We start from the raw sequence: 22,948 nt of genomic DNA on the forward strand, positions 1-22,948 counted from the left end.
GGGTGGCGGCGTCGATGATGACATCTCCACCCGGGTCTTCGGTGGTTCTCAGGCCGGGACGACTCTGCCGGACAGGCCCGAGAATGTCGTCCCCGGCCGTATCGCCAACATCCTCCTGACGACCATCATTGGAGCGGCATCAGCAGGGTTGGCCTCCCTGGCCGCCACCACCTCACTTGCACCACGAGGGGACTGGAGAGTGGGACGCCCTGGACGAACGCGGGGACTCACCACCACTGGCACGGAGCGGGAGGCCGCATCGGTCCCCGTTCCGGCTCACCTGCCGCGCTGCTGTCACTTCTGGTCGAAGGAGAGCCATGTACCGGCGAGCCCCTGCTGACCCGCCCCGGGCTGGGACCAGTCGCAGACACCGTCCCGGAAGATCGCCTTCAGATCCGTGAACTGGCCGTCGGTCACCGGCACCAGGTAGTCGGAGCGGACCACGGGGCGCTTGCGGCACTTGATGATGTCGTTGGCCACATCGGCTCCGGCGACCATCCGCGGCGATGTCCACACCGGGTAGAGGGTGTTGCACTCGGTGTTGTCGATGCCCTCGACCTGGGGCTCCGCGATCTTCTTCGCACCGATGCCACGGGTCCAGCAGGCGTCCGTGAGGCCCTGCGGCTGGTGGCGGACGATCTTCTCGATGGGGGCGTCGTTGCCGGAGTCTCCCTTGATGCCGGTGAGCCACTGGTCCATGTCGGCCAGCATCCCGGCGAGAGTGAATCCGTGCCCGTTGGAGCGGGTGAGCATGACCTGGTTGGCGTGGGTGCCGTTGGCCTTGTCCAAGCGTGCCCGGGTGGAGAAGGAGTGGAAGCGCATGTGCATGTCGCCGGCCGCCGCGTCGTCCGTGTAGTCGCGGTAGTCGATGATCGGAACGTCGGCGAGGCCGCCACCGCCGTTCAGCACGCGCCCCGTCCGGTAGGCCGTCCGTACCGCCGCGAGATCGGCGACGGTGCGCTGCGCGGCGGGCTTGGCGTCGTCGTCGAGGCCGCCGATACGCCGGTTCAGGTCGATGAACTGGTCGATGTCGATGGTGCCCTTGTTCAGGGCCTCGAGTCCGTACTGGATACCGGTGTTGTCGAGCGGCCTGCGCGCCTTCCCGGACCCCGGTACCTCGCCGTAGACGTTCACGGTGTGGCTGTAGACGTCACAGCGGGCACCGTCCGGGTTGGTGGCGGGGTCGTAGCGCTGTTCCGCGGGCAGCTGGGGCGGACAGAACACCGTGGGGTCGATACGGCCGCCGGCCCTGGCCAGGCTGCCGATGCTCTCCCACTTGCCGAACCCGGAGACCACCCTCTGCTGCTCCTTGGTGAACGCGTCCGGCGCGACTTCCTTGAAGTAGTGGTTCAGCAGCTGGGCGTCGCTGAGGGTGTGGATCGTCCCGAAGCCGACGTCGGGGAAGCTGCAGCCGGAGAGGATGCCGTCCAGCAGACCCGGGTAGTTGTCGGCGATCTGGTGGGTCTGGTACGAGCCGCCGGAGCAGCCGTTCCCGATGGTGAAGGCCGGGTCGCCGTACGTCTCCACGAAGCGTTCCTTGACCATGCTCATGGTCTCGGCGGCCAGCAGGTCGTTGCAGTTGTTGCCGAAGACGTTCAGCGTGGACGATGCGACGCCGTAGCCCTTGCTCAGATATGTGTCGTTCATGATGCCGACGGTGTTGCGGCCCTGGACGTACCAGCCGCCGTTGCAGCCCCCGCCGAAGCCGTACACGAGGCGCCCGTTCCAGCCCGGCCCACGCTCCAGCGGGTCGGGGGTGCCCGACTCCGGGTCGTGCAGCACGGCCGTCTCGTAGATGCCCCGGTTGATGGTGCCGGTCTCGACGCGGACGATGTACGGCACCTTCTTGCCCGCGCTCGTCGTGGCGGTAGCCAGGTCGGCGGGACGGACGTTCTGGTCGGGCAACGGAACGAACGTGCCGGCCGTGGTGCGATACATGTAGTCGACGCGGGTCCTGACCGAGCAGTCCTGGTCGATCGGCTGCCCGAGGGGGGTGCCGGTGACCGTCTTGAACTCGGCGGTGTCACAGACGAACGGCTGCTCGTGCGGCCCGGCGAACACCGGCCCCGTGATGGGCTGGTTCTTCACGGTCAGTTGTCCGGCGTCCGCGCCCTGAGCCCGGGCCGTGAACGTGTTGGCGCCCTTGGACAGCTCCTTCACCACGCCCATCAGCGCGTTGTCGCCGGAGGGCCGGAAGCTCGAGGTCACATCCCGGCCCCCCACCTCGACCCGGACCTTGTCGGCCGCTGTGGACGCGGGCACCTCGACACGTATCAGGGCGTCGTCTCCCGACACCGTGCCGGGCCGCGACGACACGGCCGTCACCTGCAGCTTCTCGCGTTCCTGGCTGTCGGCCGGCGTCGCCGACGCGCCTACCAGCACGCCCATGAACGCTATGCCGACAAGGCCCAGTTGGACCGGCCTCGCGGCTCCTGTGAACGACACGACGGAGCTCGCCTCACTTCCTGGAGTCGTAATTCGTACTCGGTGTGCGGACGCGGGCGGTGGGCCCGCCGGGACGGTGACGCGCATGTACCGTTGTCATGGTGTGCGGCTTCCCGGCCAGTGGCCGGAAGAGGTCCGCTCCTTGTCCGGCGTCCTGCGCTCTGCCGGATGGGGCACAAGGGTTGTACGTGGCCTTGAATCCCGCAGGGCCGGCCCGCGCGGCGGACCGGCCCTGCGCGGCTACCAGTTGGTGAACGCCCCGTCCGCCGTGCGCAAGTGCGGGCGCTCGGCCGCCGCGGCCTGGTACCGGCGCGCCGCCTCCCGGTCGATGTCCACGCCGATGCCGGGCAGTTCGCTCGGCTCCACCCGCCCCGGCAGGATCGTCGGCCGCGCGGTGAAGAGGGCGGCGATGGCCGGATCGGGGTCGGTCTGGTGCTCCTGGACCGCGACATTCGGGCAGGCCAGGTTGAGCTGGAGCGAGGAGGCGGCGGTGACCGGGCCGAGCGGGTTGTGGGTGGCGAGCTTGATGTGGTGGGTCTCCGCCATCGCCGCGATCTTCTTCGCCTCGGTCAGGCCCGCGGCCACGCCGACATCCACGCGCGCGTAATCGATGAAGTCGCCCTCGATGAGTGCCCTGAACTCCCATTTGGAGCCGTACTGCTCACCTGCGGCCAGTGGAACGCCGGTGCGGGCCCGCAGCATGCGGTAGCTGTCCGGGTTCTCGCAGCGCAGTGGGTCCTCGACGAAGTACGGGCGGGCCGCCTCGATCTCCCGGCACAGGGTCACCGCCTCCGGCGGATCCAGGCGCGTATGGACGTCGAGGATCAGCTCCACCTCGTCGCCGACCGCGTCCCGCACCTGATGGAAGAGGTCGACCGAGTCGCGTAGGCAGCGGCGGGCGTCGAGCGTGCCATCGGCGTCGTGCGGCGAGGCGAACCGCAGATGGCGCCAGCCCTCGGCGACCAGGTCGCGGCAGCGGTCCAGGAACCACGCGCGGTCGTGGTAGCCATCGCCGACATGCACATAGGCGGGTACGTGATCACGCACCCGGCCACCGAGGAGCTCATGCACCGGTACGCCGAGCGCCTTGCCTCGGATGTCCCAGAGGGCCACGTCCACCGCTGCGATGGCGGCGCCGAGTATGCGGTCGGCGGGGAAGAACCCGCGCCGGAACATCACCTGCCAGAGGTGTTCGATCCGCCGCGGGTCCTCGCCGACGATCAGCTCCGCGAGGTGCTCCAGCCCGCCCGCTACCGCCCGTTGGCGCGACCTTATGCCGACCTCGCCCAGGCCGTGGATGCCCTCGTCGGTGTCGACCACGACCAGCATCATGCTGTCGCCGTGGTCGGGAAGAGTCAGCACTTCCAGGCCGGTGATCTTCATTCCGCTCCTCTATGAAAACGTTCCCGCAATTTCAGTACCGTTCTTGAGAGCACATCATCGGCAGCAGTCGAGGCGAAGCGCAAGACCCTTGCATCCAGAAGGTTTCCCTCGATGAAATACTCCTGACACATGTCTTGACACGCCATGGGAACGTTCGCAAACATCAACAGCATTCGCAGGATCCAGATGCGAGACGACCGGGGTCCCCCGGCTCAAGACGACGAGGAGGCCGTTCGTGGCAGTCACGATCCGGGAGGTGGCGAGCGCCGCGGGGGTCTCGGTGTCGACGGTGTCCCGTGCGTTCACCGCACCCGACCAGGTGCAGCCGACGACGCGGCAGCGCATCCTCGACGCCGCGACCAAGCTCGGCTACTCCCCCAACCCGGCGGCCCGTTCACTGCGCGGCGGGGGCACCGGAACGCTCGGCCTGATCGTCCCGGACATCGCCAACCCGTTTTTCCCGCCGATCATCAAGGCGATGCAGGCCCGCGCCCGGCAGCTGGGCTACACGGTCCTGGTCGCCGACAGCGACGAGCGCGAGGCGGACGAGCTGGCCGCCATCGCGGCCGTGTCGAAGCGGGTCGACGGCCTGATCCTGTGGGCCTCCACCCTCACCGAGGACCGGCTCCATGAACTCGCGGGCCGGATGCCACTGGTGGTGGTGAACCGTCATGTGCCGGGCATTCCCGAGGTCCGGATCTCGCTGTCCGCCGGCATCGCGCAGGCCGCGGAGCAGTTGAAGGCGTACGGCCACCGGCGCTGCGTCTTCATCAACGCGTCCCGCGCCGAGCTGAGCCGCGGCAAGTCCATCCAGGAGTCCTTCGAGGCGCTCGACCTCTCCCTGTCCGAGCTCGGACCGTACGAGCCGCGGTTCGAGACGGGCGTGCACGCCGCCACCCTCGTCGCCGCCCACGATGCGACGGCCGTGATCGCCCACAACGACCTGGTCGCCCTCGGCGTGCTGCACCAGATGGCCAACCTCGGTGTGAGCGTGCCGCGCGACGTCAGCGTCATCGGCATCGACGACACGCTGCTCGCCTCCGTCTCCACCCCCAGCCTCACCACGATCAGGATCGACCCCGAAGAGATCGCCACGCGCGCGGGGGACCTCCTGATCGAGACGATCGCGGGAGCAACAGGCCGTACTGGAGCCGGGCTTGAGGTCACGTCCCCCTTCGTGGAGATCGGCTCCCGCCTGATCCCCCGCGCCTCGACGGGCCCCGCACCCGCCCACTGATCCACGGCGCAGCCCACCGCCACAACGAACAAAGCCCCGCACTGCACCGCACCGAGCCCACTCCTGCCCTTCTTGGAGCCGTTATGCCCAGAAACTCCCGCTGTGCGGCCATACTTGGCTGCATGGCGCTGACCGCGACCCTCGCGGGCTGTTCCTCCCTCACCCCGAGCAGCGCCGGCGGGGACGGCGATCTCGTGCTGCGGGTGCAGGGCATGCCGCCGGCCACCGACAAGCCGGGGGTCGCCCTGTTCAAGAAGCAGGTGGCCGACTTCGAGAAGGCGCATCCGGGCATCAAGGTCAAGGGTTCGACCACGGTCTTCGACCCGCTGACGTTCTCCGCGAAGCTGTCCGGCGGCAATGTCGAGGACGTCATCAAGGTGCCGCTGACCGAGCCGCAGCGGCTCATCCAGCAGAAGCAGGTGCAGCCGATCACCGCGCAGCTCAAGGAGTGGAAGCACTTCAAGGAGTTCAGCCCCCAGGTCCTCCAGCCGCTCACCGACAGCGCCGACGACGTGTACGGCGTACCGCAGAATCCTTACGCCCAGGGCCTGGTCTACAACCGCGAGCTCTTCGAGAAGGCGGGCCTCGACCCCGACAGACCGCCGACCACCTGGGCGGAGGTCCGCACCGCCGCCAAGAGGATCAGCGACAGCACCGGCAAGGCGGGCTTCGTCCACGAGTCCAAGGACAACCAGGGCGGCTGGCAGCTGACGATGCTGTCGTACGCCTTCGGTGGCGAGCTGGAGAAGGAGCAGGGTGGCACGTACACCGCCACGCTCACCGGGGAGCCGACGAAGAAGGGCTTGCGGCTGCTCAAGGACATGCGCTGGAAGGACGATTCGCTCGGCAAGACCCTCCTCAACAACCAGAACGACGTGATCAAGCAGTTCGCGGCCGGGCAGGTCGGCATGTTCATGGGCAGCCCGGGGACGTACCGACTGGCGAAGATGCAGTTCGGCATGGAGAACACCGACGCCTTCGGAGTGGCCCCGATGCCGCAGTCCGGCGGCGACGCGACACTCACCGGCGGCGACATCTACATGGTCCCGAAGTCCGCCGACAAGAAGCACGCGGCAGCGGCCGTCGAGTGGCTCACCTTCGCCTACGCCAAGCCGCAGTACAGCACCGAAATCGCCGCCGAGCAGGCCAAGGCGCTCTCCGCCGACCCGAAGTCCGCGGTGGGCGTGCCGACGCTGCCCGTATTCGACAAGAAGCGGCAGACCGAGATCGACGCCGCGATCAAGCCGTACATCAATGTGAAGCTGCGGAACTTCAAGCCGTACACCGACGGCCTCTCCACGCTGAAGCTGAAGCCGGAGCCGCCGTACCAGGCGCAGAAGCTGTACACCGCGCTCGACCCGGTGGTCCAGGCTGTGCTCACCAAGCGCGACGCCGACATCGACTCCCTGCTGGCCTCGGCCGAGAAGGACGTCAATGCCAAGCTCGCCGCGGACCAGAAGTAGCCGGCCCATGGCCCTGCTCACTCCGTCCCGGCGCCCGGCCGCTGTGTCCAAGCAGCCCGTGCCGCGCCCCATGCCGCGGTTGCGGCGTGGCACCGGCGCCCGCAAACAGTTCACGGCCTGGCTGTTCCTCGTCCCCACGCTGCTGGTCTTCGGGCTCTTCGCCTGGTGGCCGATCGTGCGCAGCCTGCTGCTCAGCTTCCAGCAGACCAACCTCGTCGAGCCCGCGGTCTGGGTCGGCCTGGACAACTTCCGCACGCTCTTCGACGATCCACTGCTCGCCACCGCCGTCGGGAACACCGTGTTCTTCGTGGTCCTCGGCCTGCTGATCGGCTTCCCGGCGCCGCTGATCCTGGCCGCGATCATGTCGACGGTGCGGCGCGGCGCGGGCGTCTACCGCTTCCTGGTGTATCTGCCGGTGGTCATCCCGCCGGTCGTGGCGATCCTGCTCTGGAAGTGGTTCTACGATCCCGGGAGCGGGCTCTTCAACAACGTCCTCGGCAAGGTCGGGCTCGGCCCGTACGCGTGGCTGGAGTCGTCCGACAGCGCCATGCTCTCGCTGGTCCTGGAGGCCACCTGGGCGGGCATGGGCGGCGCCGTCCTGATCTACCTCGCGGCGATGGTCGGCATCCCCGGCGAACTCTACGAGGCCGCCGAGGTGGACGGCGCCGGCATCTGGCGGCGGATCTGGCATGTGATGCTGCCCCAGCTCCGGTCTGTCATCGGACTGCTGCTGCTCGTACAGCTGATCAACACGGTGCAGGTCTTCACCGAGCCGTACGTCTTCACCGGCGGCGGACCCGAGAACTCCACCCTCACGGTCCTGCTGTTGATCTTCCGGTACGCCTTCCAGGACGGCGAGTACGGCCAGGCCGCCGCGCTCTCCTTCCTGATGGTCCTCGCCCTCGCCCTGCTCTCCGCGGTCTACCTGCGGGCCACGCGCAGCTGGAGCACGTCATGACCACGCTCACCACCTTCGTATCCACCAACGACCGCCAACGCCCCGGCGTACGCGCCGCGGTGCGCTCCATCCAGGCGTTCTCCCTGATCCTGCTGCTGCTCATCGGCATCGGACCGCTGTACTGGATGGTCAAGGGCGCGGTCTCACCGCCCACCGAGCTCACGACCGCTCCCCTGGCCCTCTGGCCGGACCGGCCGGCCCTGGGCAACTTCTCGACGGCGTACACCGATCTGAGTGTCGGCCGCTATCTGATGAACACCTTCCTGGTGGTCGGCGGATCGTGGTTCGTGCAGCTCTTCGTCTCGGCCACGGCGGGCTTCGCCCTCTCGGTACTCAAACCGAGGTTCGGCAAGGCCGTGTACGGGGCGATCCTCGCCACGATGTTCGTGCCGTACACGGTGAACATGGTCAGCCTCTTCATGACGGTGATCGATGTGCCGTTCCTCCACCTCAACCTGGGCGACACCTACTGGGCGATCTGGCTGCCGGCCGGCACGAACGCCTTCACGGTGCTGCTCGCCAAGCAGTTCTTCGACGCCCTGCCGAAGGAGCTGTTCGACGCGGCGCGGGTGGACGGGGCAAGTACCTGGCAGCTGCTCACCAAGATCGTGCTGCCCATGAGCAAGCCGGTGCTCGCCGTGATCAGTCTGCTCGCGGTGATGCACTCCTGGAAGGACTTCATCTGGCCGCTGGTGGCCATCACCGACCCCGAGAAGCAGCCGATCAGCGTCGCTCTCGCCCAGCTCGCCACGCAGGCTCCGCAGGACCAGCTGATCGCCGCGATGGTGCTCGCCGTCGCGCCGCCGGTGCTCGTCTTCGTCGTCTGCCAGAAGTACATCGTCGCCGGACTCGGCTTCACCGGAGTCAAGGGCTGAGCTCCACCGGCGTCAAGGGCCAGGTCCACCGGAGTCAACGGCCGAGCCATCGACTTCCCCGCCGCACCTTCGGCTTCGGAACTTCGGAGCATCCGGAACACCCCGACCAAGAGAAGGGCACCTCCATGCCAGTCGCCCGCCGCAGATTCATCCAGGGCACGGCCGTCGCCACCGGCGCCGCACTGCTGCCGACCGTTCCCGCGTACGCCGCGGATCCCGTCACCATCGAGGCCGACGGCATCACCCTGGTCGGCCGCAGCGACGGCAGCGTCCTCGTGCGGGACGGCGCGGGCGCCGACCGCATCCTGCTCAGCCACTTCATGATCAAGGACACCGCGCTGGGCCAGCAGCGCACCTTCGGCGGTACGCCCGCCCGGATCACGCTCCCCGACGGGCGGCCCGCGATTCAGGTCACGTACACGATGGCGAGCGGCGCGTCCGGAGTCACGGTGCGCGGCACCTTCGACGTCACTCCTCGCAAGGCACACCTGAAGTGGGAGGTCGGCGGCCCCGGCACGCTCACACCGGCCGGCTTCATGTTCTCCCGCACGGTGTACGGGGCGAGCGCGGCGGAGTCGTACGAAGCGCTGACCGTCTGGGAGCGGGACGCCCGAGGTGGCATTCCGTACGAGGTGAACGCGGGCGGCGCGTACGTGGAGACGTGGGCGGGCTCGAAGGGCTTCTTCTGCCTCTCGTCCACCAACCCCGCCAGCACGAACGCCACATGGGTCCATTCCCCCGGCACCTCGACCGGCGCGACCAGCGCGGTCACCGAGGCCGATCTGGTCCTCGGCGATCTGCGGCCGCGCGGGGCGGGAGCACTCGCGGCCAAGAGGCCCCTCGGCGTGGAGGTGTGGACCGACCAGCCGTTCAACCTCTACAAGGCGGCCGGGCAGACGATGACGCTCAAGTCGCAGGTCGTCAACGGCTCCGCCGCGGCCAGGACGGTGCGGCTCAACTGGTGGGCGCGGGACTTCGGCGGCAAGAAGATCGGCGGTGGAACACTCTGCAGGAGCCTCGCGGCGGGCGCCGTCTGGAACGCCTCCATTCCCCTGACCTCGCCCTCGCAGAACATCGTGTTCACCGAGGTGGAGGCGGTCAGCGGCAGTGACAGGGCACTGGCCCGCACGAATCTGAGCGTGCTCCCGGAGTTCACGTACAAGGCCGGCAAGGAGTCGATGTTCGGTCTCGCCAACTACCCCTGGCTGCTCAAGCCCGGCAAGGACGCCGTACTCGGGCTGGTCAGGACGCTCGGCATCAAGTGGATCCGCATCGCCTACGCAGGCGCCCCGGGCATCGACACCGCGACTCTGGACGCGAACGGCATCGGGCACAACGTGGAGCTGAGCGGCATCCCCGTGGGCGGCAGTCCGGAGCAGATCGCGGCCTGGGCCGACACGAACGTCGCCAAGGCCCTGGACGCCGAGGCCGCGTACTTCGAGGTGAGCAACGAGGTCAACCAGCCCTGGATGTCGGGGCGCGGCGCCGACGCCTACGTCCGGGACGGTCTGCGCCAGGTCACCACGCGCCTCGACGCGGCGGGCTCGCGGATGAAGGTCATGAACGCCGGCCTCGGCGGCATGGACTACGTATGGACCGAGAACTTCCATGACGCGGGCGGCTGGGATCTCATCGACGCCTTCGCCTTCCACCCCGGTCGCGGCAACTTCACGCCCGACTTCGCGCCGCCGCCCGAGGAGTGGACGCAAGGGCCGTCCGGCTCGTACTGGAACTTCCTCGGCGCGCTGCGCAAGGCGAACCAGGTCCTGGAGGAGTACGGCGGCGACAAGGAGCTCTGGCTCACCGAGGCGTACGCACCGACCCGGCCCAACGCGTGGTGGAGCGACACCTACCGGCACGCCGCCGAGAACACGCTGCTCACGCTCGCTCTCGCCAAGGCCGAGAAGGTGCGCGCCGTCAACTGGTACCAGCTGCACGACTCGACGCTCTACCACCCTCAGGAAGCCGACCCGGCCAACCCCGAGTTCCACTACGGCCTGATGAACCGCGACACCAGCGCCAAGCCCTCGCTCCTCGCCTTCGCGACCGCCGCCCGGGTCCTGGACCAGGCCGAGTTCGTCCGGCATCTCGCCTTCACGGACGAGGACATCAAGGGGCTCCTCTTCACCACCCCCGGCGGACCGGTGTCGATCATCTGGAGCCGCAAGGACGGCTACATCCTCAACTCCGACCACGGCGAAGACCCTTGGTACGCATCGCCGGAGCCCTGGGTCGACACCTGGACGACCAGGACCGCGGTCGTGGCCCACTCGGGGACGGTCGACGGCACGGTGCGGGAGCTGAACTGCATCGGCCAGGAACGCTCCCTCAAAGCCTCCGGCGGCAAGATCAGCCTCACCCTCGACGGCGCCCCGCGCGTCTACTACGGTCTGTCCGCCCATCCCGACTGGAAGTAAGTGACATACGACATGAGGAATGAAACCGCACGCCACGACATCACCGTCGTCGGGGGCGGCCTGGCCGGGGTCTGCGCAGCGATCGCCGCGGCCCGGCTCGGCCGGAGCGTCGCGCTGATCAACAACAGGCCGGTGCTCGGCGGCAACGCGAGCAGCGAGGTCCGGGTCTGGGTGTGCGGCGCGACCGGCCACGGCAAGAACCACCATGCCCGTGAGGGCGGCATCATGGGCGAGCTGCTCGTGGAGAACCAGTTCCGCAACCCGGACGGGAACCCCTACTACTGGGATGCCGTGGTCCTGGACGCCGTGCGCGCCGAGCCCGGCATCACGCTCTACCTCAACACCGACGTGCGCGAGGTCGACGCCGAAGGCCCGGACGAGGCCCGGCGGATCACCTCGGTCACCGGCTGGATGATGGGTTCGGAACGGCGGATACGTTTCGAGAGTTCCCTCTTCCTCGACTGCACGGGAGACGGCCTGATCGGCCACCTGGCGGGCGCCCACCACCGCATCGGCCGGGAATCGCGCGCCGAGTACGACGAGGCATGGGCTCCGGAGACGGCCGACGACATCACCCTGGGCTCGACTCTCCTCTTCTATACGAAGGATGCCGGTCACCCCGTCAAGTTCGTGCCGCCGAACTTCGCCAAGGACATCACGCAGACCGAGATCCCCCAGCGCCGCATCATCAAGGCGGGCGACAACGGCTGCGCGTACTGGTGGATCGAGTTCGGCGGCGAGCTCGACACCGTCCACGACAACGAACGCATCCGCGACGAGCTGTGGTCGGTGATCCACGGCATCTGGGACCACATCAAGAACTCCGGCGAGTTCGACGCGGCGAACATGACCCTGGAATGGGTGGGCTCGATCCCCGGCAAACGGGAGTACCGGCGCTTCCTCGGCGACTACGTCCTGCACCAGGGCGACATCCTCGGCCAGACCGAGTTCGCCGACCGGGTCGCTTTCGGCGGCTGGTCGATCGACCTGCATCCGCCGCAGGGCATGTACGCCACCGAGGCAGGCGCCAGACAGCTCTACGCGGACGGCATTTACCACATTCCCTACCGCAGCCTCTACTCGGTGAACACCGAGAACCTGCTCTTCGCCGGGCGCAATATCTCCGCCAGCCATGTCGCCTTCGGCTCGACCCGCGTCATGGCGACCTGCGCCACGATCGGCCAGGCGGCCGGCACGGCGGCGGCACTCTGCGCCACCGGAGATGTCACCCCGCGCGAACTCCCCGTACCCGAGCTGCACCGGGCGCTGCTGCGCCAGGACGCCTCGCTCATCGGCCTCGCCTCGACGGACCAGGAGGACCTGGCCCTGCGGGCGACGGCCACGGCCTCAGCCACCCTGAGCAGCCTGGCAGTCGAGGACTCCGACGCGCTGTGGCCGCTCACGGCGGACGCCGGACTCGTCCTCCCCGCGGACCCGGACCTCTCCGGAGTGGAACTGCTCGTCGACGCCGACCGCGACACCGAGATCGTGATCGATCTGTACGACCCCGAACTCGGCCAGAACTACGTCCCGCGACGCCTGGTCACCTCCATCACCCTGCCCGTCGCCGCCGGTGCCCGGCAATGGCTCAAGACGGGCCTGGACTGGTCTCCCGAAACCCCGCGCAACGCCTTCCTGGTCCTCCGCGCCAACGACGCCCTCGCTCTGCACCGCTCCGACCGCCCCACCCCCGGCGTCCTGTGCTTCACGCGCGTCCCGCTGCGCCCGTCGGACGAATCGCCGCAGCCGCTGCGCGAGTGGACGGACGCGGGTCTGCTGCGCCGCACCTTCTGCTTCCGTACGGGAGAGACCGCGGCCTACTCCCCCGCCAAGGCCACCGACGGCTATGCCCGCCCGTACGCGGGACCGCACATGTGGGTCTCCGCCCCCCTGGCGGACTCCCCGTCCCCCTGGCTCGAGTTGGCCTGGCCCGAACCGGTCGCCCTGGGCCGGATCGAGGTCATCGCCGACGACGACGTCAACGAGGACCTGATCAACCTGCACCACCACCGCACGCCCTTCGACACCCTCCCCACCCTCCTTCGCGACTACCGCGTCGAGGCGCTGGACACCGATGGCACCTGGCGCGTCATCGCCCGTGCGGCGCAAAATCGCCGGCGCCGCGAGACGCACACACTGGCGGAGCCGGTCACCACATCCGCGATCCGGATCGTCGTCGAAGCCACCAACGGGGCGGCGTCGGCGCACGTCGTCGCCGTGCGCGCCTACAAGTAGAAGCACCGACGCGGGAGAGTGACGGAATGGCAGGCAGAGTGATGGTCACCGGGGCCGCCGGGCGGATCGGTCGAGCGGTCCTCGCGCTGCTCGCCGAGCGCGGGATCGAGGCGAACGCCTTGGTCCTCGATGATCCCGGCGATCTCGCGGCCCGCCTGGTCGTGACCGGGGACGCCGCCGACGCGAAGACCGTGCAGGCGGCTCTGGAGGGCGCCGACGCGGTCATCCACCTGGCGGCGATCCCGACTCCCGAGCGCAACACCGCGCTTGAGGTCTTCGCGGGCAACACCCTCTCCACCTTCACGGTCCTGGAGGAGGCAGGCCGGGCCGGGATCCGGCATGCGGCGGTGGCGAGCTCCTGGGGTGTCACGGGCCTGCCCTGGACGGACGTCGAGGATCCGCATCCACCGTACGCACCGGTCGATGAGGCGATGACCTCCCAGGTGTCCGACCCCTACGGCCTCTCCAAACAGGTCGACGAGCTGACAGCGCAGACGATGGCGCGGCGGCACGGGATGAGCGTGGTGTGCCTGCGCTATCCGTACGTGGGCGGATTCGAGGAACGCCTGCTCGCGCACGCCACCCGGCTCACGGCCGACCCGGCCGCGGGGGCAAGGGACCTGTGGACGTACCTGGAGGTCCATGACGCGGCGCGGGCCGCACTGCTGGCCTTGGACGTACCCGGCCGCGCGGCACACGCGGTACACCTCTGCGCCCCCGAGATCATCGTGCCCTACCCCACGGAGGAGCTGCTGCGCCGCTATCACCCCACCACCGTGCTGCGGCGCCCGCTGCCGGGCCGCGCGGCGCCGGTCGACACCTCGGCCGCGCGCAGGCTGCTCGGGTTCACGGCTCGGAATCTTCTCGGTCGCGGGGCGGTCACCCCCCAGTGAGCAGGCCGCTGCCGAAGAGCTGGCAGCGGACCAGCTGCGGACCGGCTCGATGCCGCGCCGGTGGTCGCGTCACGGCATGTACGTCGTAGCGCGTGAAGTCACCGGCGATACGGATCGGGCGCGGCCGCGCAGCACCCAAACCCGCAGGTCAGTCGTCCTTCTTCTCCGGCTCCAGGATCGCGACGCACTCGACGTGGTGGGTCATCGAAAAAATGTCGGCCTGAGCACGTGATGGAAAAGCCCAGGTCAGAGACCATTTCTCAGCTCGCCGTCCTGCGTGTGGCGGCCTGGAGCGTCAAACGAGCGTCATGGCCGACAGCCGGTGAACAGGCCGCCGAAGCCATGTCACCCATCGGGTCCACCCCCACCGGCTCCGGAGGCCAGCTCACCTGTCATGCCCCGCACCATCTTTCCGACCAACATCATGGGCCAGGCCCGCCGGCCGACAACACCCCGCACCCGGGCGGAGGAACTCCTCGGTCTCGGACGCCAACGACTTCGCGCTGCACCGGGAGAACCCCATCACCGCCCCTGCTAATGTCTCCGCCGAACCCGGAACGGTTCACTCTCAATGCCCCTGCCCAGCCGGACGGTCACGATCCTCACGTGAGATCGGACAACAGCAGCTCCAGTTCCCTCTCCTCCTCGACACGAACACCGAGTTCGGCGACGGCCGTAGCGAGTGCGGGCTCCCAGGGGGTCTCCGTCGGGGTGCTGACGAGCGGTGACAACGGAGGTTGGGCACAGCGGAGCACGGCGGCGCGGTAGTCCGCGGCCGTGTAGCGCCAAGGCAGCCAGGGGACGCGGCGGCGAAGGACGCCGGCGATCCGGAGCCCTCCCCAGTCGAAGTCCCCGTGGTAGTACAGGGTCGCTCCGTGGTCGTGCAACCCCCGGAGCAGTGTGAGGGCGGCGGCGGAAGGCTGGCCTTGGAGGCAGACCAGGGGCGGGCAGGCAGGGCCGAGCATGTCGGCCGCCGCCGCGAGGACGGTCGGGTTCTCGCAGATCCGCACCACAGGATCGGTGACGGCCGGAGCTCTGCGGGTGAGCTGGCGAAGGGTGAGCACACAGGGTTCGCCGTCTTCGGCCAGGCGGTCCAGGGCCGGGGTGCCGCGCAGGTTCAGGGTCAGGACGGTCGAGGACAGCTCGTCCCGCAACAGCCCTACCGAGGCCCAGGCCTCACGTCGCCATTCGGCGCCCTGACCATCGTGGAAACCGGTCAGCGCACGGGCCCCGGACAGAGTGAGAGTGGCCAGCGGTGTGCCGTCGTCAAGGGCGTGAGCCCAGCCGAGGACCCGGGCAGCGAAGGCGGGTAGCGAGACGACCGGGACGGCGGGGAGTGCGTACAGGGCGGTACACACACGGGTGAGCAGGCCGAACGTGACGTCTGGTGTGCGCCCCAGACGCCGCGCCAGGCCGTCGGCGCGTATCCGGGCCGCCCACTCCGCAAGCGCGGGGACCGAAGCGACGAGCTCGTCGAGCGGCGTGTGCGCCCGCTTCCAGGCGCTCTCCTCCTCTTGGCGGGCTTGGACGAGCGACGTGATAGGCCCGGTGAGCAGAGCGACCGCAGCGGCGAGGCCGTTCGGGCTTGCGCCCGAACGGCGCAGTACGGCGTCGACCGCTTCCAGCCGTACGGTCAGAGACCTGCCGCCACCGGGGGCCCGGGCGAGAAGTCGTTCGGCCGCTGCTCGCTGGGCCTGAGTGGGATCGGCCAGGGACACGGAACCAGTCATGGGCTGCCCGGCCACCAGTCGTCGGCGTGCTCGTTCGACGAGCCAGGAGAGGTCCGGCGTGCCGAGCAGCCTGGCCAGCCGCGGGCTGTCGACTGCTTCGGTGCCGGGCTCAGGCCCGTGGGTCAGCCCCACAGCGACTCGGGCTCCTCAACGCCGGGCGCGTCCTGCAAGGCGTCACGTACGGGGTCCTCGCGGCGCTGCCGTCGCGCGCCGTCCCATTCCCACCGGGTGACGAGGACCGCCGCCACCTCGTCGATCCGGGACAGTTGAGCGATGGCGATGCCGGGCACCTGCGGGTAGCAGGCCCACTCCCGTTCGCTGGTCATGACCACATCGAGGTCAAAGGCGCTCAGGAGGCCGAGGCACTTGGCTCGGGAGTCGTCGTCCACGCCGGCGAACGCCTCGTCCAGGGTGACCAGGCGGGGCGCGTGCGGGCTGCCCGCGCTGGCGTAGTGGGAGGAGGCGGCGGCGAACAGCGGTACGGAGACGGCGAGGACACGTTCACCGCCGGAGGCGGGGCCGGTGGCCGGGACCCAGCGCCCGTGCTGGTGACGTTCGACGCCGAATTCGTGCCAGGAGCGGTAGTCGAGCGCGGCAGTGAGGTGTTCGAGCCAGCTGCCCGAGCCGTCGTCGGACTGTTGGCGGGCGATCTGGGCCTGGAGGAACTCGCCCACCGCCGCGCGGTCCTCCGAAGTCCAGGCGTCCGCGGACTGGCGCAGCCTCTCGCGGGCTTGGGCCAGTCCGGACGGGGCCTTGCGCGAGGCCCGCCACACCAGCCGGAGTCTCATCCCGGTGGAGGTGGGGCGATCCTCCAGTTCGGTGTTCATGTCCCGCACCTGTCGTTCGGCGGCACCGATGAGTTCCTGGAGGGTGCCGGCGACCTCGGTGATCAGGTGGGTTTCGAGGATCTGGCGTTCGTGCGCGGACAGGATGCGGGTGAGCTCGCCAACCTCCGTGGCGAGCGCTTCGGCGAGTTCGGGTACGGCGCGCTCACGGCCCTGGTAGACGATGTCGACGACCATGCCGTCCTCGACCATGCGGGCGGACGCGCTGTGTCCGTGCCGGGACAGAACGTCCTGAAGGACCTTGAGTTCCTCGCTGAGTCGGCGCTGGACGCGTTCCCAGGCCGCGTCCGTGTCGTCGACGGACGACAGACCGGAGTCGATGGCACGGGCGAACGCGATGGCCGGGGTCGCGGCCCAGTGGCCGTCGTCCGAGGCGGGGACGGTGACCTCGGGCAGCGCGACCGCGACCAGGCCGGTGGCCGTGAAGCGCTGGAGCGCGGCAATGGCCTCCGCACGTGCGTCAACGACTTCGGCGAGGTCCTTGTCCAACTGCTCGATCCGCCCCTCGGCCCGGCTCGCCTCCCGGTCCGCCTGAGCGTGACGCTGCCCGGCGTTCTTCCGGTCGGCCTCACAGATCCGCTGTGCCTCGATGGCCTCGGCGAGGCGCCGTTGGAGTTCGGCGACGGCGGCGCCGACGGTGGAACGCAGAGTCCGGTGCCGCTCATCGGCCGCCGCCGCCTCGCGCGCCGCCTCTTCCGCCCGCTGGGCGAGGTCGACGACCCGCTGCTCCGCCTCGGCCTCCTCGGCACGCTCGTCGTCCACCTGCCGTGCGGCCTCCCCTTGTTCGCGCAGCGCGGGCCACAGAGCCGCCAGCGCGGTGGCGAGGGAGCCGAGGGCGTGACGCACGGCGGTGAGTCCGGCCCGTTCGGCGGGCAGCCCCAGATCAGCGGCAGCCTCGGTGAGATCGGCGGCAGCCCGCTCGGCAAGTTCAGCCGCCTCGACGACCTCGGTGGCACGCCCTTCGTACCGGGCACGGGCCTTGCGCGCGGTCTCGGCGGCGGCGCTGACGAGCGCGTGTGCCCTGGTGAGCGGCGACTCGTCGGGGACGCCTGCGAGCTCGGCGTCGAGCGTGCGGCGGCGTGCCGCGATCGCCGCGGACCGAACTGCGAGATTCTCTGACTCCTCGCGCAGAGAGGCGAGTTCAATGCCGAGCGCCGCGACCCGGGCCCGGCGCGCTGCTTCGCGTGCGCCCTCCCCGATGTACGTGGCGGCGGGCTTGGCCCACGTACCGGTGAGCGCACCGACCCGGAAGCGCCCGTCGGGTGCAGCCCATGTCGTGGCTCCTCCCCCGCCGTCGAGGCCGATGGCGGCGAGCAGTCGGGTCACCGTCGTCTCGTCCAGGACAGCGGCCCGCCCATCGCCGTAGTCCACGGCGGGGCCCAGAACGTCTGCCAGTGAGGGGCCGCTCACCGGTCCGTTCGACGGGGAGAGAAGGACATCGTGTCCGTCCACGGCGAGGGCGGAGCCGTCGGGCAGCACCCAGGCGTCGAGGAGGCCGGAGGCTTCGAGCGCCGCTTCGAGCCCGGCACGGCCGGCTTCGGGCAGTTCGTCACGGAAGTCGACCAGGCGCCAGAGCGGCGCGCCCGGCAGTGTTTCGCGCAGGCCGGGGGTGCGCGTCGCCGGGGGCCGGGGTTCGCGTCCGGCGCCGGCTTCCAGTGCGGTGAGCTCGCGACGGGCCTCGGCGGTGCGCTCTGCCAGCTCCGTGGTCGCGCGGGCGGCTTCGGCCGCCTGGTCGGCGAGGTCCACCGAGCGGGCGGTGTGCGCCCGGGTGGCCGAGACCCGCGCCGGGTAGGGGCCGTCGAGGTGGCGGGTCCACTCCTGGAGTTCGTCCAGGAGGCCCGTCGCGTCGGCGTAGGACAGCTCCTTCCAGGCGCGGGCGCGTTCGCGTACGTCGTCCAGGAGGGCCCGGCCCGCCCGCGCCGCGTTCTCCTCCGCCTCGCCGTGCGTCTCGGCAGCCAGCGCGAGGTCGGTCTCCGCCTCGTCGAGACGGCCCGACGCCCGACGGTGCTCGGCGGCGGCCTGCTCGGACACTTCGAGGCGGCCCTCGATGTGGCCGAGCCCTCGCTGGGCGCGGTCCGTGGCTTCCTCGACGGCCCGCCGCGATTCGGGCCCGGGCAGCAGGCCGTCCGCCGGCAGGGCGACGTGCCCAGCGGCCGCCTGCTCCCGCACGTGGGCGCAGGTCTCTTCAGCGCGGCCCCGCGCCGCACGCAGCCGGTTGTCGGCGGCGCCGAGCCGTCCGAGGGCCTTGGCGTGAAGCGCGTCCGCCTGCTGCCGGTCCTCCCGCGCCCGGTCCGCCGCCTGCCCGGTTCGCGTCACGGCCTGGGCGGCGTGCTCCAGCTCTCGGGCGTCGCGCATCTCGGGCGCCTCGCGCAGCGCTGCCTCCTGGGCCCGCAGACGTTCACCGGTCTCGGCCAGGGAGCTGATCTCCGCTTCGGCCGCCGCTCGCTTCTCCTCTGCCCGGGTTCGGCGCTCCTGGTCCTCGGCCAGATCTCGCTGCACGCGCTCGTAGCGGGAGTGCTCGGTGCGAGGGAGCCGGGCGCGGCGCCGGGTGGCGATCCGGGCGTACCGCCGGTAGTGCTCCAGGAAGGCGGAGGCGGCCCGCTCGGCGGCGGACGCGGCGGCCAGCTCGTCCTTCTCCTCGTCCAGGGAGCGGAAGGCCTCGGCCACGTCGGCGATGACGGCCTGGTCCACGGGCGGCAGCGCCTCGGTGAGGGCGCGGGAGAGAGCGGCTTCGTTGGGCCGCTTGGAGAGCTGGGGCTGGCGCAGCTGGATGAGCAGGTCGACCAGGGCCGCGTAACGCTGCTCTCCGAGGCCGAAGAGCGCTTCGTCGACGGCCCTGCGGTACGCCTTGGCCTGGTCGTACACCATGCCGTGCCCGGCGACGGCCTCGGCAAGACGGTCCCTGGACAGGGCCGTGCCGGTGGCGTCGAGGAGCCGGAAGCTCTCCTCCGTTCGTTCGGTGGAGCCGTGGTCGACGCGCTGGCGGGTGACGGCGTACCAGTGTCGGGCGATGCCCCGCCCGCTGACGGCCTTGAGCCCGCACAGCAGCGTGCGGAAGTGCTGCTCGCCGGTCGCGTCGTCGAGCCTGCCGAACTCGATCCAGGTGTAGCCGAGCCGTTCGGAATGCGGGTGCTCGCCACCGAGGAGCAGGTTCCACTCCATCCGCTTGCCCGGGTCGCCGTCGGGTTCGACACGACGCGGACTGAGGTCGCCGTCGAGCAGGAACGGCAGGGTCAGGGCGAGCACCTTGGACTTACCGGTGCCGTTGTTGCCGCGCAGCAGCAGGCGCCCGTCCCGGAAGCGGAACTCCTCCACGTCGTAGTGGAACAGGTCGACGAGCCCGATGCGCAGGGGTTGCCAGCGGGAACGCCGCGGGGTGGGGAGGCGGGTCACGAGGTGGCCTTTCGCTGCGGAGGCACGGGGGCAGAGCCGGGTTCGCGGATGACGGTCTCGCCGACCGCGTACCGGGCGAGGGCGGGTCGCACCACGACCGTGTACGGAGTACGGGAGATCAGGCCGAGCGCGGCCAGCCGGGCGACGGCCTGTTCGACGAGCTCGGTCTCCATGCCTGGCTCCCTGGCGGACTTCGACCAGAATCCGCCGTGCTGGGAGGCGAGTTCGCGGACTCGGAGGGCGAGCTCGCCGAGATCGACGGGGCCGTAGGCGGCGGCCAGGTGCTCGGCGAGCAGCAGGGTGATGTGGCCGTAGGTGCCCTGTTCGGGCATGCGGAGGTCGGTGAGGTGGTCTTCGGGGTCGACCATGGCGATCCCCTCGGCCCGCACCTCGGCTACCAGTCCGGTCAGTTCGGTGATCCGGGCGGTGAGGAAGCCGCGTTGCCGGGTGAGGTAGCCGAGTTCGGCGTCGCTCAGATCGTCGTAGTAGAGCACCGGGTCGTCGAGGAGCCTGCGGGTGAGCGAGCGGCGCATGGCGCGGAAGCGCAGCTCGTCGCTGTCCAGGGCGGTTTCGGCGACGAGTTCGGCGAGCCGGTCGTCGAAGGCTTCGGCGTGGACGGTGGAGGGGCCGCGGCGGGAGGCCAGGAGCCCGGCGAGGACGCGGCGTTCGACGTCGTACAGGACGTCGCCCGCCCCGCTGACGTAGGCCTCTTCCTCGCCCGCGACCCGCCGCAGTACTCCGAGGTCGAGCAGCAGCCGTACGACGGCGGCGAGATCGAGGCGCTCGTCGCGGCGCTCCAGGGCGAACTCGATCCCCGTCGCGGCGAGTCGGGGATCGGCGGCGTCGAGGACGATCTGGTCGGCGAGGCGCCCCAGCGCGATCTGGGCCTCGCCGCGTTCGAGGGCGGCGAGGGCGAGGCAGAGCAGGACGTAGCGGCGTCGGGTGAAGGGGGCGGCACCGCGGGTCGTGTCCCGCGCGGGGTGGGTGGGGTTGGTGAGGACACCGGGACTCTTGCGCAGCCGGGCGGCTTCGGTGTCCGACTGGAGCGCCCAGCCGGTGTTGCGGTCGAACCACTCCCGTAGCTCCGATGCGTGCCGGCGGGCGAGGCGGAACTCGTCGGCGTACCGGCCCCGCGCGAGCAGAAGTGGCTGCTTGAGCAGGGCACGGGCGGCCTTGCGCAGCTCGGCGGCGTGCTGGCCGTCCAGGACCTCGGCGAGTGGTGTGGTCATCGTCGGGGTTCTCCGTCCGTCGGACGGTCTCCGCCCACCAGGTCGTCTCCGTCCGTCAGGCCGTCTCCGTCCGTCAGGTCGTCTCCGTCCGTCAGGTCGAGGATTTCGATGAGGTGGTCCGGGCCGCTGAAGACTCCGCCGGGGGTGCGGACCTCGGCGGTCGTACCGTCGGCGAGTGCGGTGAGTCTGATCTCCATGGAGCCGTCGTTGCTGGTGGCGGTGGTGTGCCGCATACCGGGCCGCCATGTGGCCAGGGCGTCCCCGAGCAACTGGAGGAACAGCCCGAAGGAGTCCGGGTCGAGGTCGCCGAGGGCGGACAGACGCGTGACGCCTTCGGTGACGAGCCGGGCGCGGGCGGCGGCCGTCTCGGCGGCCTGCTTGGCGGCGGTCTCGGCGAGCGAGCGCCGCAGCTTCTCCCGGTCCTCGACCTTGCGGGGCTTTCCCCGCCGCTCGTAGCTGCCGGTGCGGCGCAGCTGCGGGCTGATGCGCAACGGCTCGGCCTCGGCCCACGAGGTGGAAGCCAGGACGGGCCGCGCCGCGCGGGCGGCGAGGGTGTCGGCGTCGACGGTGAGGTGCCGGGCCGGATAGAGGCCGAAGGCGGCCCGCCACAGCCGGTGCCGGGCGTCGTCGTCGGGTGCCTCGGCAAACCAGCGCGCCAGCGTACGGAAGTCGGCCGACCGGTCGGAGCGGCCGGCCCGGCGCTCGTTCAGCGCTCGTACGACGGCGAGGAGCTGGGGAATCGCGCCGAGTGCCCGGCCGCGCAGGAGCCTGGCCTGCGACTCGCGCCCGTCCCTGCTGAGGAACCACGCGCCGAGCCCCGACCAGCGGGCGGCCCACCGCTCGTACATCTCCCGCTCCGCGTTCGCGGCCTCCTCCGGCGAGGCGTCGGCGGCTTCCCGCCCGGCGGCTGCCCGGAGCAGGGGCTCCACCCTCCCGTCCTCTTCCAGCTCCAGGATCAGCCGCGCGATCCGTCCGCCCAGCGTGATCAGGTCCTGGATGAACCGCTCCAGGTACTGGATGAGCCGGTCCTTGTACGCGAGGAAGACCGCCTCTTCGACATCGTGCAGGTCGATGGTCTGCTGGAGCGATCCCATGAAGGCCCGGGCGTTGTCGGCGAGCGCGGCGAACCGGCTGGCCAGCGCGTCGAGCGCCAGATGCGCTTTGGCCGGATCCGGCTGCTCCTCGGCAGCCAGGACGAGAAGGGCGCGAAGCTGGGTGACGATGTCGTGCAGGGCCACGGCCTGGAGGGCACCGCGCCGCCCGAGCGCCTCGTCATAGGCGGACAGCGCCTCCTCGGCGGCCTCCCCCTCCCTCGTGAGCTGGTAGATGAACCGCTTCCGGTAGAAGTCCTCGACCGCGGTCACCCGGGCGGTATCGGGATCCGCCCGCAGATTGCCCCAGCCGACGAGCCTGTCGAGCGCGCCGACGACGGCGTCCGGCTCGGCGGGACGGACATCCGCCGGGAGCGCGGTGTGCACGTCCTCGGGCCTCAGGTGGACCGCGAACCGTTCCTTGGCCGTCAGGAACGTCCGCATCACGTGGCGGTAGAGCGGGGTGTTCGGCACCGTGAGATGAGCGAAGGGGCCGAAGCCCGACGGCTCGGGAAGGGGGCCGGCGGAAGCACTGGGGGCGGTGACAGTCATCGCCGCCATTGTCCCTGAGGCGCGGCAACCTCGGAAAGAGACCGAAATATCCGGCCGATTCACCCCGTTCTGACCGGTTCGGGATGTCAGGACGAAGCTGGAGAAGGGGCATCTCCCGACCGCCCTCGGGCTGTATCCGTTCGGGGCAAGGGTGACCTGCCCCGAACGGGACCTACTGTCGGATACCGCCGATACCCTTGGC

13 protein-coding genes and 1 pseudogene are annotated in these 22,948 nt (G+C 70.2%); 7 read left to right on the forward strand and 7 right to left on the reverse strand.

What is annotated here, in order from left to right:
* Positions 1–294: 294 nt before the first annotated feature.
* A complete protein-coding gene (locus OG322_RS07305; RefSeq protein WP_329306207.1) occupies positions 295–2,445 on the reverse strand; it encodes a DUF6351 family protein in 2,151 nt (716 codons plus the stop codon).
* Between the two features lie 240 nt (positions 2,446–2,685).
* A complete protein-coding gene (locus tag OG322_RS07310; protein WP_123462975.1) occupies positions 2,686–3,828 on the reverse strand; it encodes a mandelate racemase/muconate lactonizing enzyme family protein in 1,143 nt (380 codons plus the stop codon).
* A gap of 235 nt (positions 3,829–4,063) precedes the next feature.
* Here OG322_RS07310 and OG322_RS07315 point away from each other — a divergent pair, with 235 nt between their 5' ends.
* The 7 genes from OG322_RS07315 to OG322_RS07345 all read left to right on the forward strand — a co-directional run bounded on the left by OG322_RS07315 (position 4,064) and on the right by OG322_RS07345 (position 13,906).
* Complete coding sequence (locus OG322_RS07315) at positions 4,064–5,065, forward strand: LacI family DNA-binding transcriptional regulator (RefSeq protein WP_329306208.1); 1,002 nt, start codon at positions 4,064–4,066, stop codon at positions 5,063–5,065.
* A gap of 122 nt (positions 5,066–5,187) precedes the next feature.
* Positions 5,188–6,528, forward strand: a complete 1,341-nt coding sequence (locus OG322_RS07320; RefSeq protein WP_185095460.1) for an ABC transporter substrate-binding protein — start codon at positions 5,188–5,190, stop codon at positions 6,526–6,528.
* Positions 6,529–6,535: 7 nt separating this feature from the next.
* Positions 6,536–7,486 (forward strand): carbohydrate ABC transporter permease, encoded by a 951-nt coding sequence (locus tag OG322_RS07325; RefSeq protein ID WP_329306209.1) that lies wholly within the window; start codon positions 6,536–6,538, stop codon positions 7,484–7,486.
* Positions 7,483–8,361, forward strand: coding sequence for a carbohydrate ABC transporter permease (locus tag OG322_RS07330; protein ID WP_306086571.1), 879 nt, complete (start codon positions 7,483–7,485; stop codon positions 8,359–8,361). Before OG322_RS07325 ends, OG322_RS07330 begins: the two co-directional genes overlap by 4 nt.
* 125 nt (positions 8,362–8,486) lie before the next feature.
* Positions 8,487–10,778 (forward strand): hypothetical protein, encoded by a 2,292-nt coding sequence (locus tag OG322_RS07335; RefSeq protein WP_329306210.1) that lies wholly within the window; start codon positions 8,487–8,489, stop codon positions 10,776–10,778.
* Between the two features lie 12 nt (positions 10,779–10,790).
* Entirely contained in the window at positions 10,791–13,013 is a 2,223-nt protein-coding gene (locus tag OG322_RS07340) for an FAD-dependent oxidoreductase (RefSeq protein WP_329306211.1), read from the forward strand.
* Between the two features lie 26 nt (positions 13,014–13,039).
* Positions 13,040–13,906 (forward strand): NAD-dependent epimerase/dehydratase family protein, encoded by an 867-nt coding sequence (locus OG322_RS07345; RefSeq protein WP_329306212.1) that lies wholly within the window; start codon positions 13,040–13,042, stop codon positions 13,904–13,906.
* Here the strand turns inward: OG322_RS07345 and OG322_RS41525 are convergent.
* From OG322_RS41525 to OG322_RS07365, 5 genes and pseudogenes are all read right to left on the reverse strand, one after another.
* Positions 13,905–14,030, reverse strand: a pseudogene (locus tag OG322_RS41525) (DUF5655 domain-containing protein); the annotation flags it as partial. The gene OG322_RS07345 and the pseudogene OG322_RS41525 sit on opposite strands and share 2 nt — an antisense overlap.
* Before the next feature lie 478 nt (positions 14,031–14,508).
* Positions 14,509–15,768: a TIGR02679 family protein gene (locus OG322_RS07350; RefSeq protein ID WP_329306213.1), complete on the reverse strand. Its 1,260-nt coding sequence runs from the start codon at positions 15,766–15,768 to the stop codon at positions 14,509–14,511.
* Complete coding sequence (locus OG322_RS07355) at positions 15,759–19,874, reverse strand: TIGR02680 family protein (RefSeq protein ID WP_329306214.1); 4,116 nt, start codon at positions 19,872–19,874, stop codon at positions 15,759–15,761. The genes OG322_RS07350 and OG322_RS07355 overlap by 10 nt, the downstream gene beginning before the upstream one ends.
* A complete protein-coding gene (locus OG322_RS07360) occupies positions 19,871–21,103 on the reverse strand; it encodes a TIGR02678 family protein (RefSeq protein WP_329306215.1) in 1,233 nt (410 codons plus the stop codon). Before OG322_RS07360 ends, OG322_RS07355 begins: the two co-directional genes overlap by 4 nt.
* Positions 21,100–22,746, reverse strand: coding sequence for a TIGR02677 family protein (locus OG322_RS07365; protein WP_329306216.1), 1,647 nt, complete (start codon positions 22,744–22,746; stop codon positions 21,100–21,102). The genes OG322_RS07360 and OG322_RS07365 overlap by 4 nt, the downstream gene beginning before the upstream one ends.
* Positions 22,747–22,948: the final 202 nt, after the last annotated feature.

This window comes from Streptomyces sp. NBC_01260 (assembly GCF_036226405.1).
GTDB classification, from domain to species: domain Bacteria; phylum Actinomycetota; class Actinomycetes; order Streptomycetales; family Streptomycetaceae; genus Streptomyces; species Streptomyces laculatispora.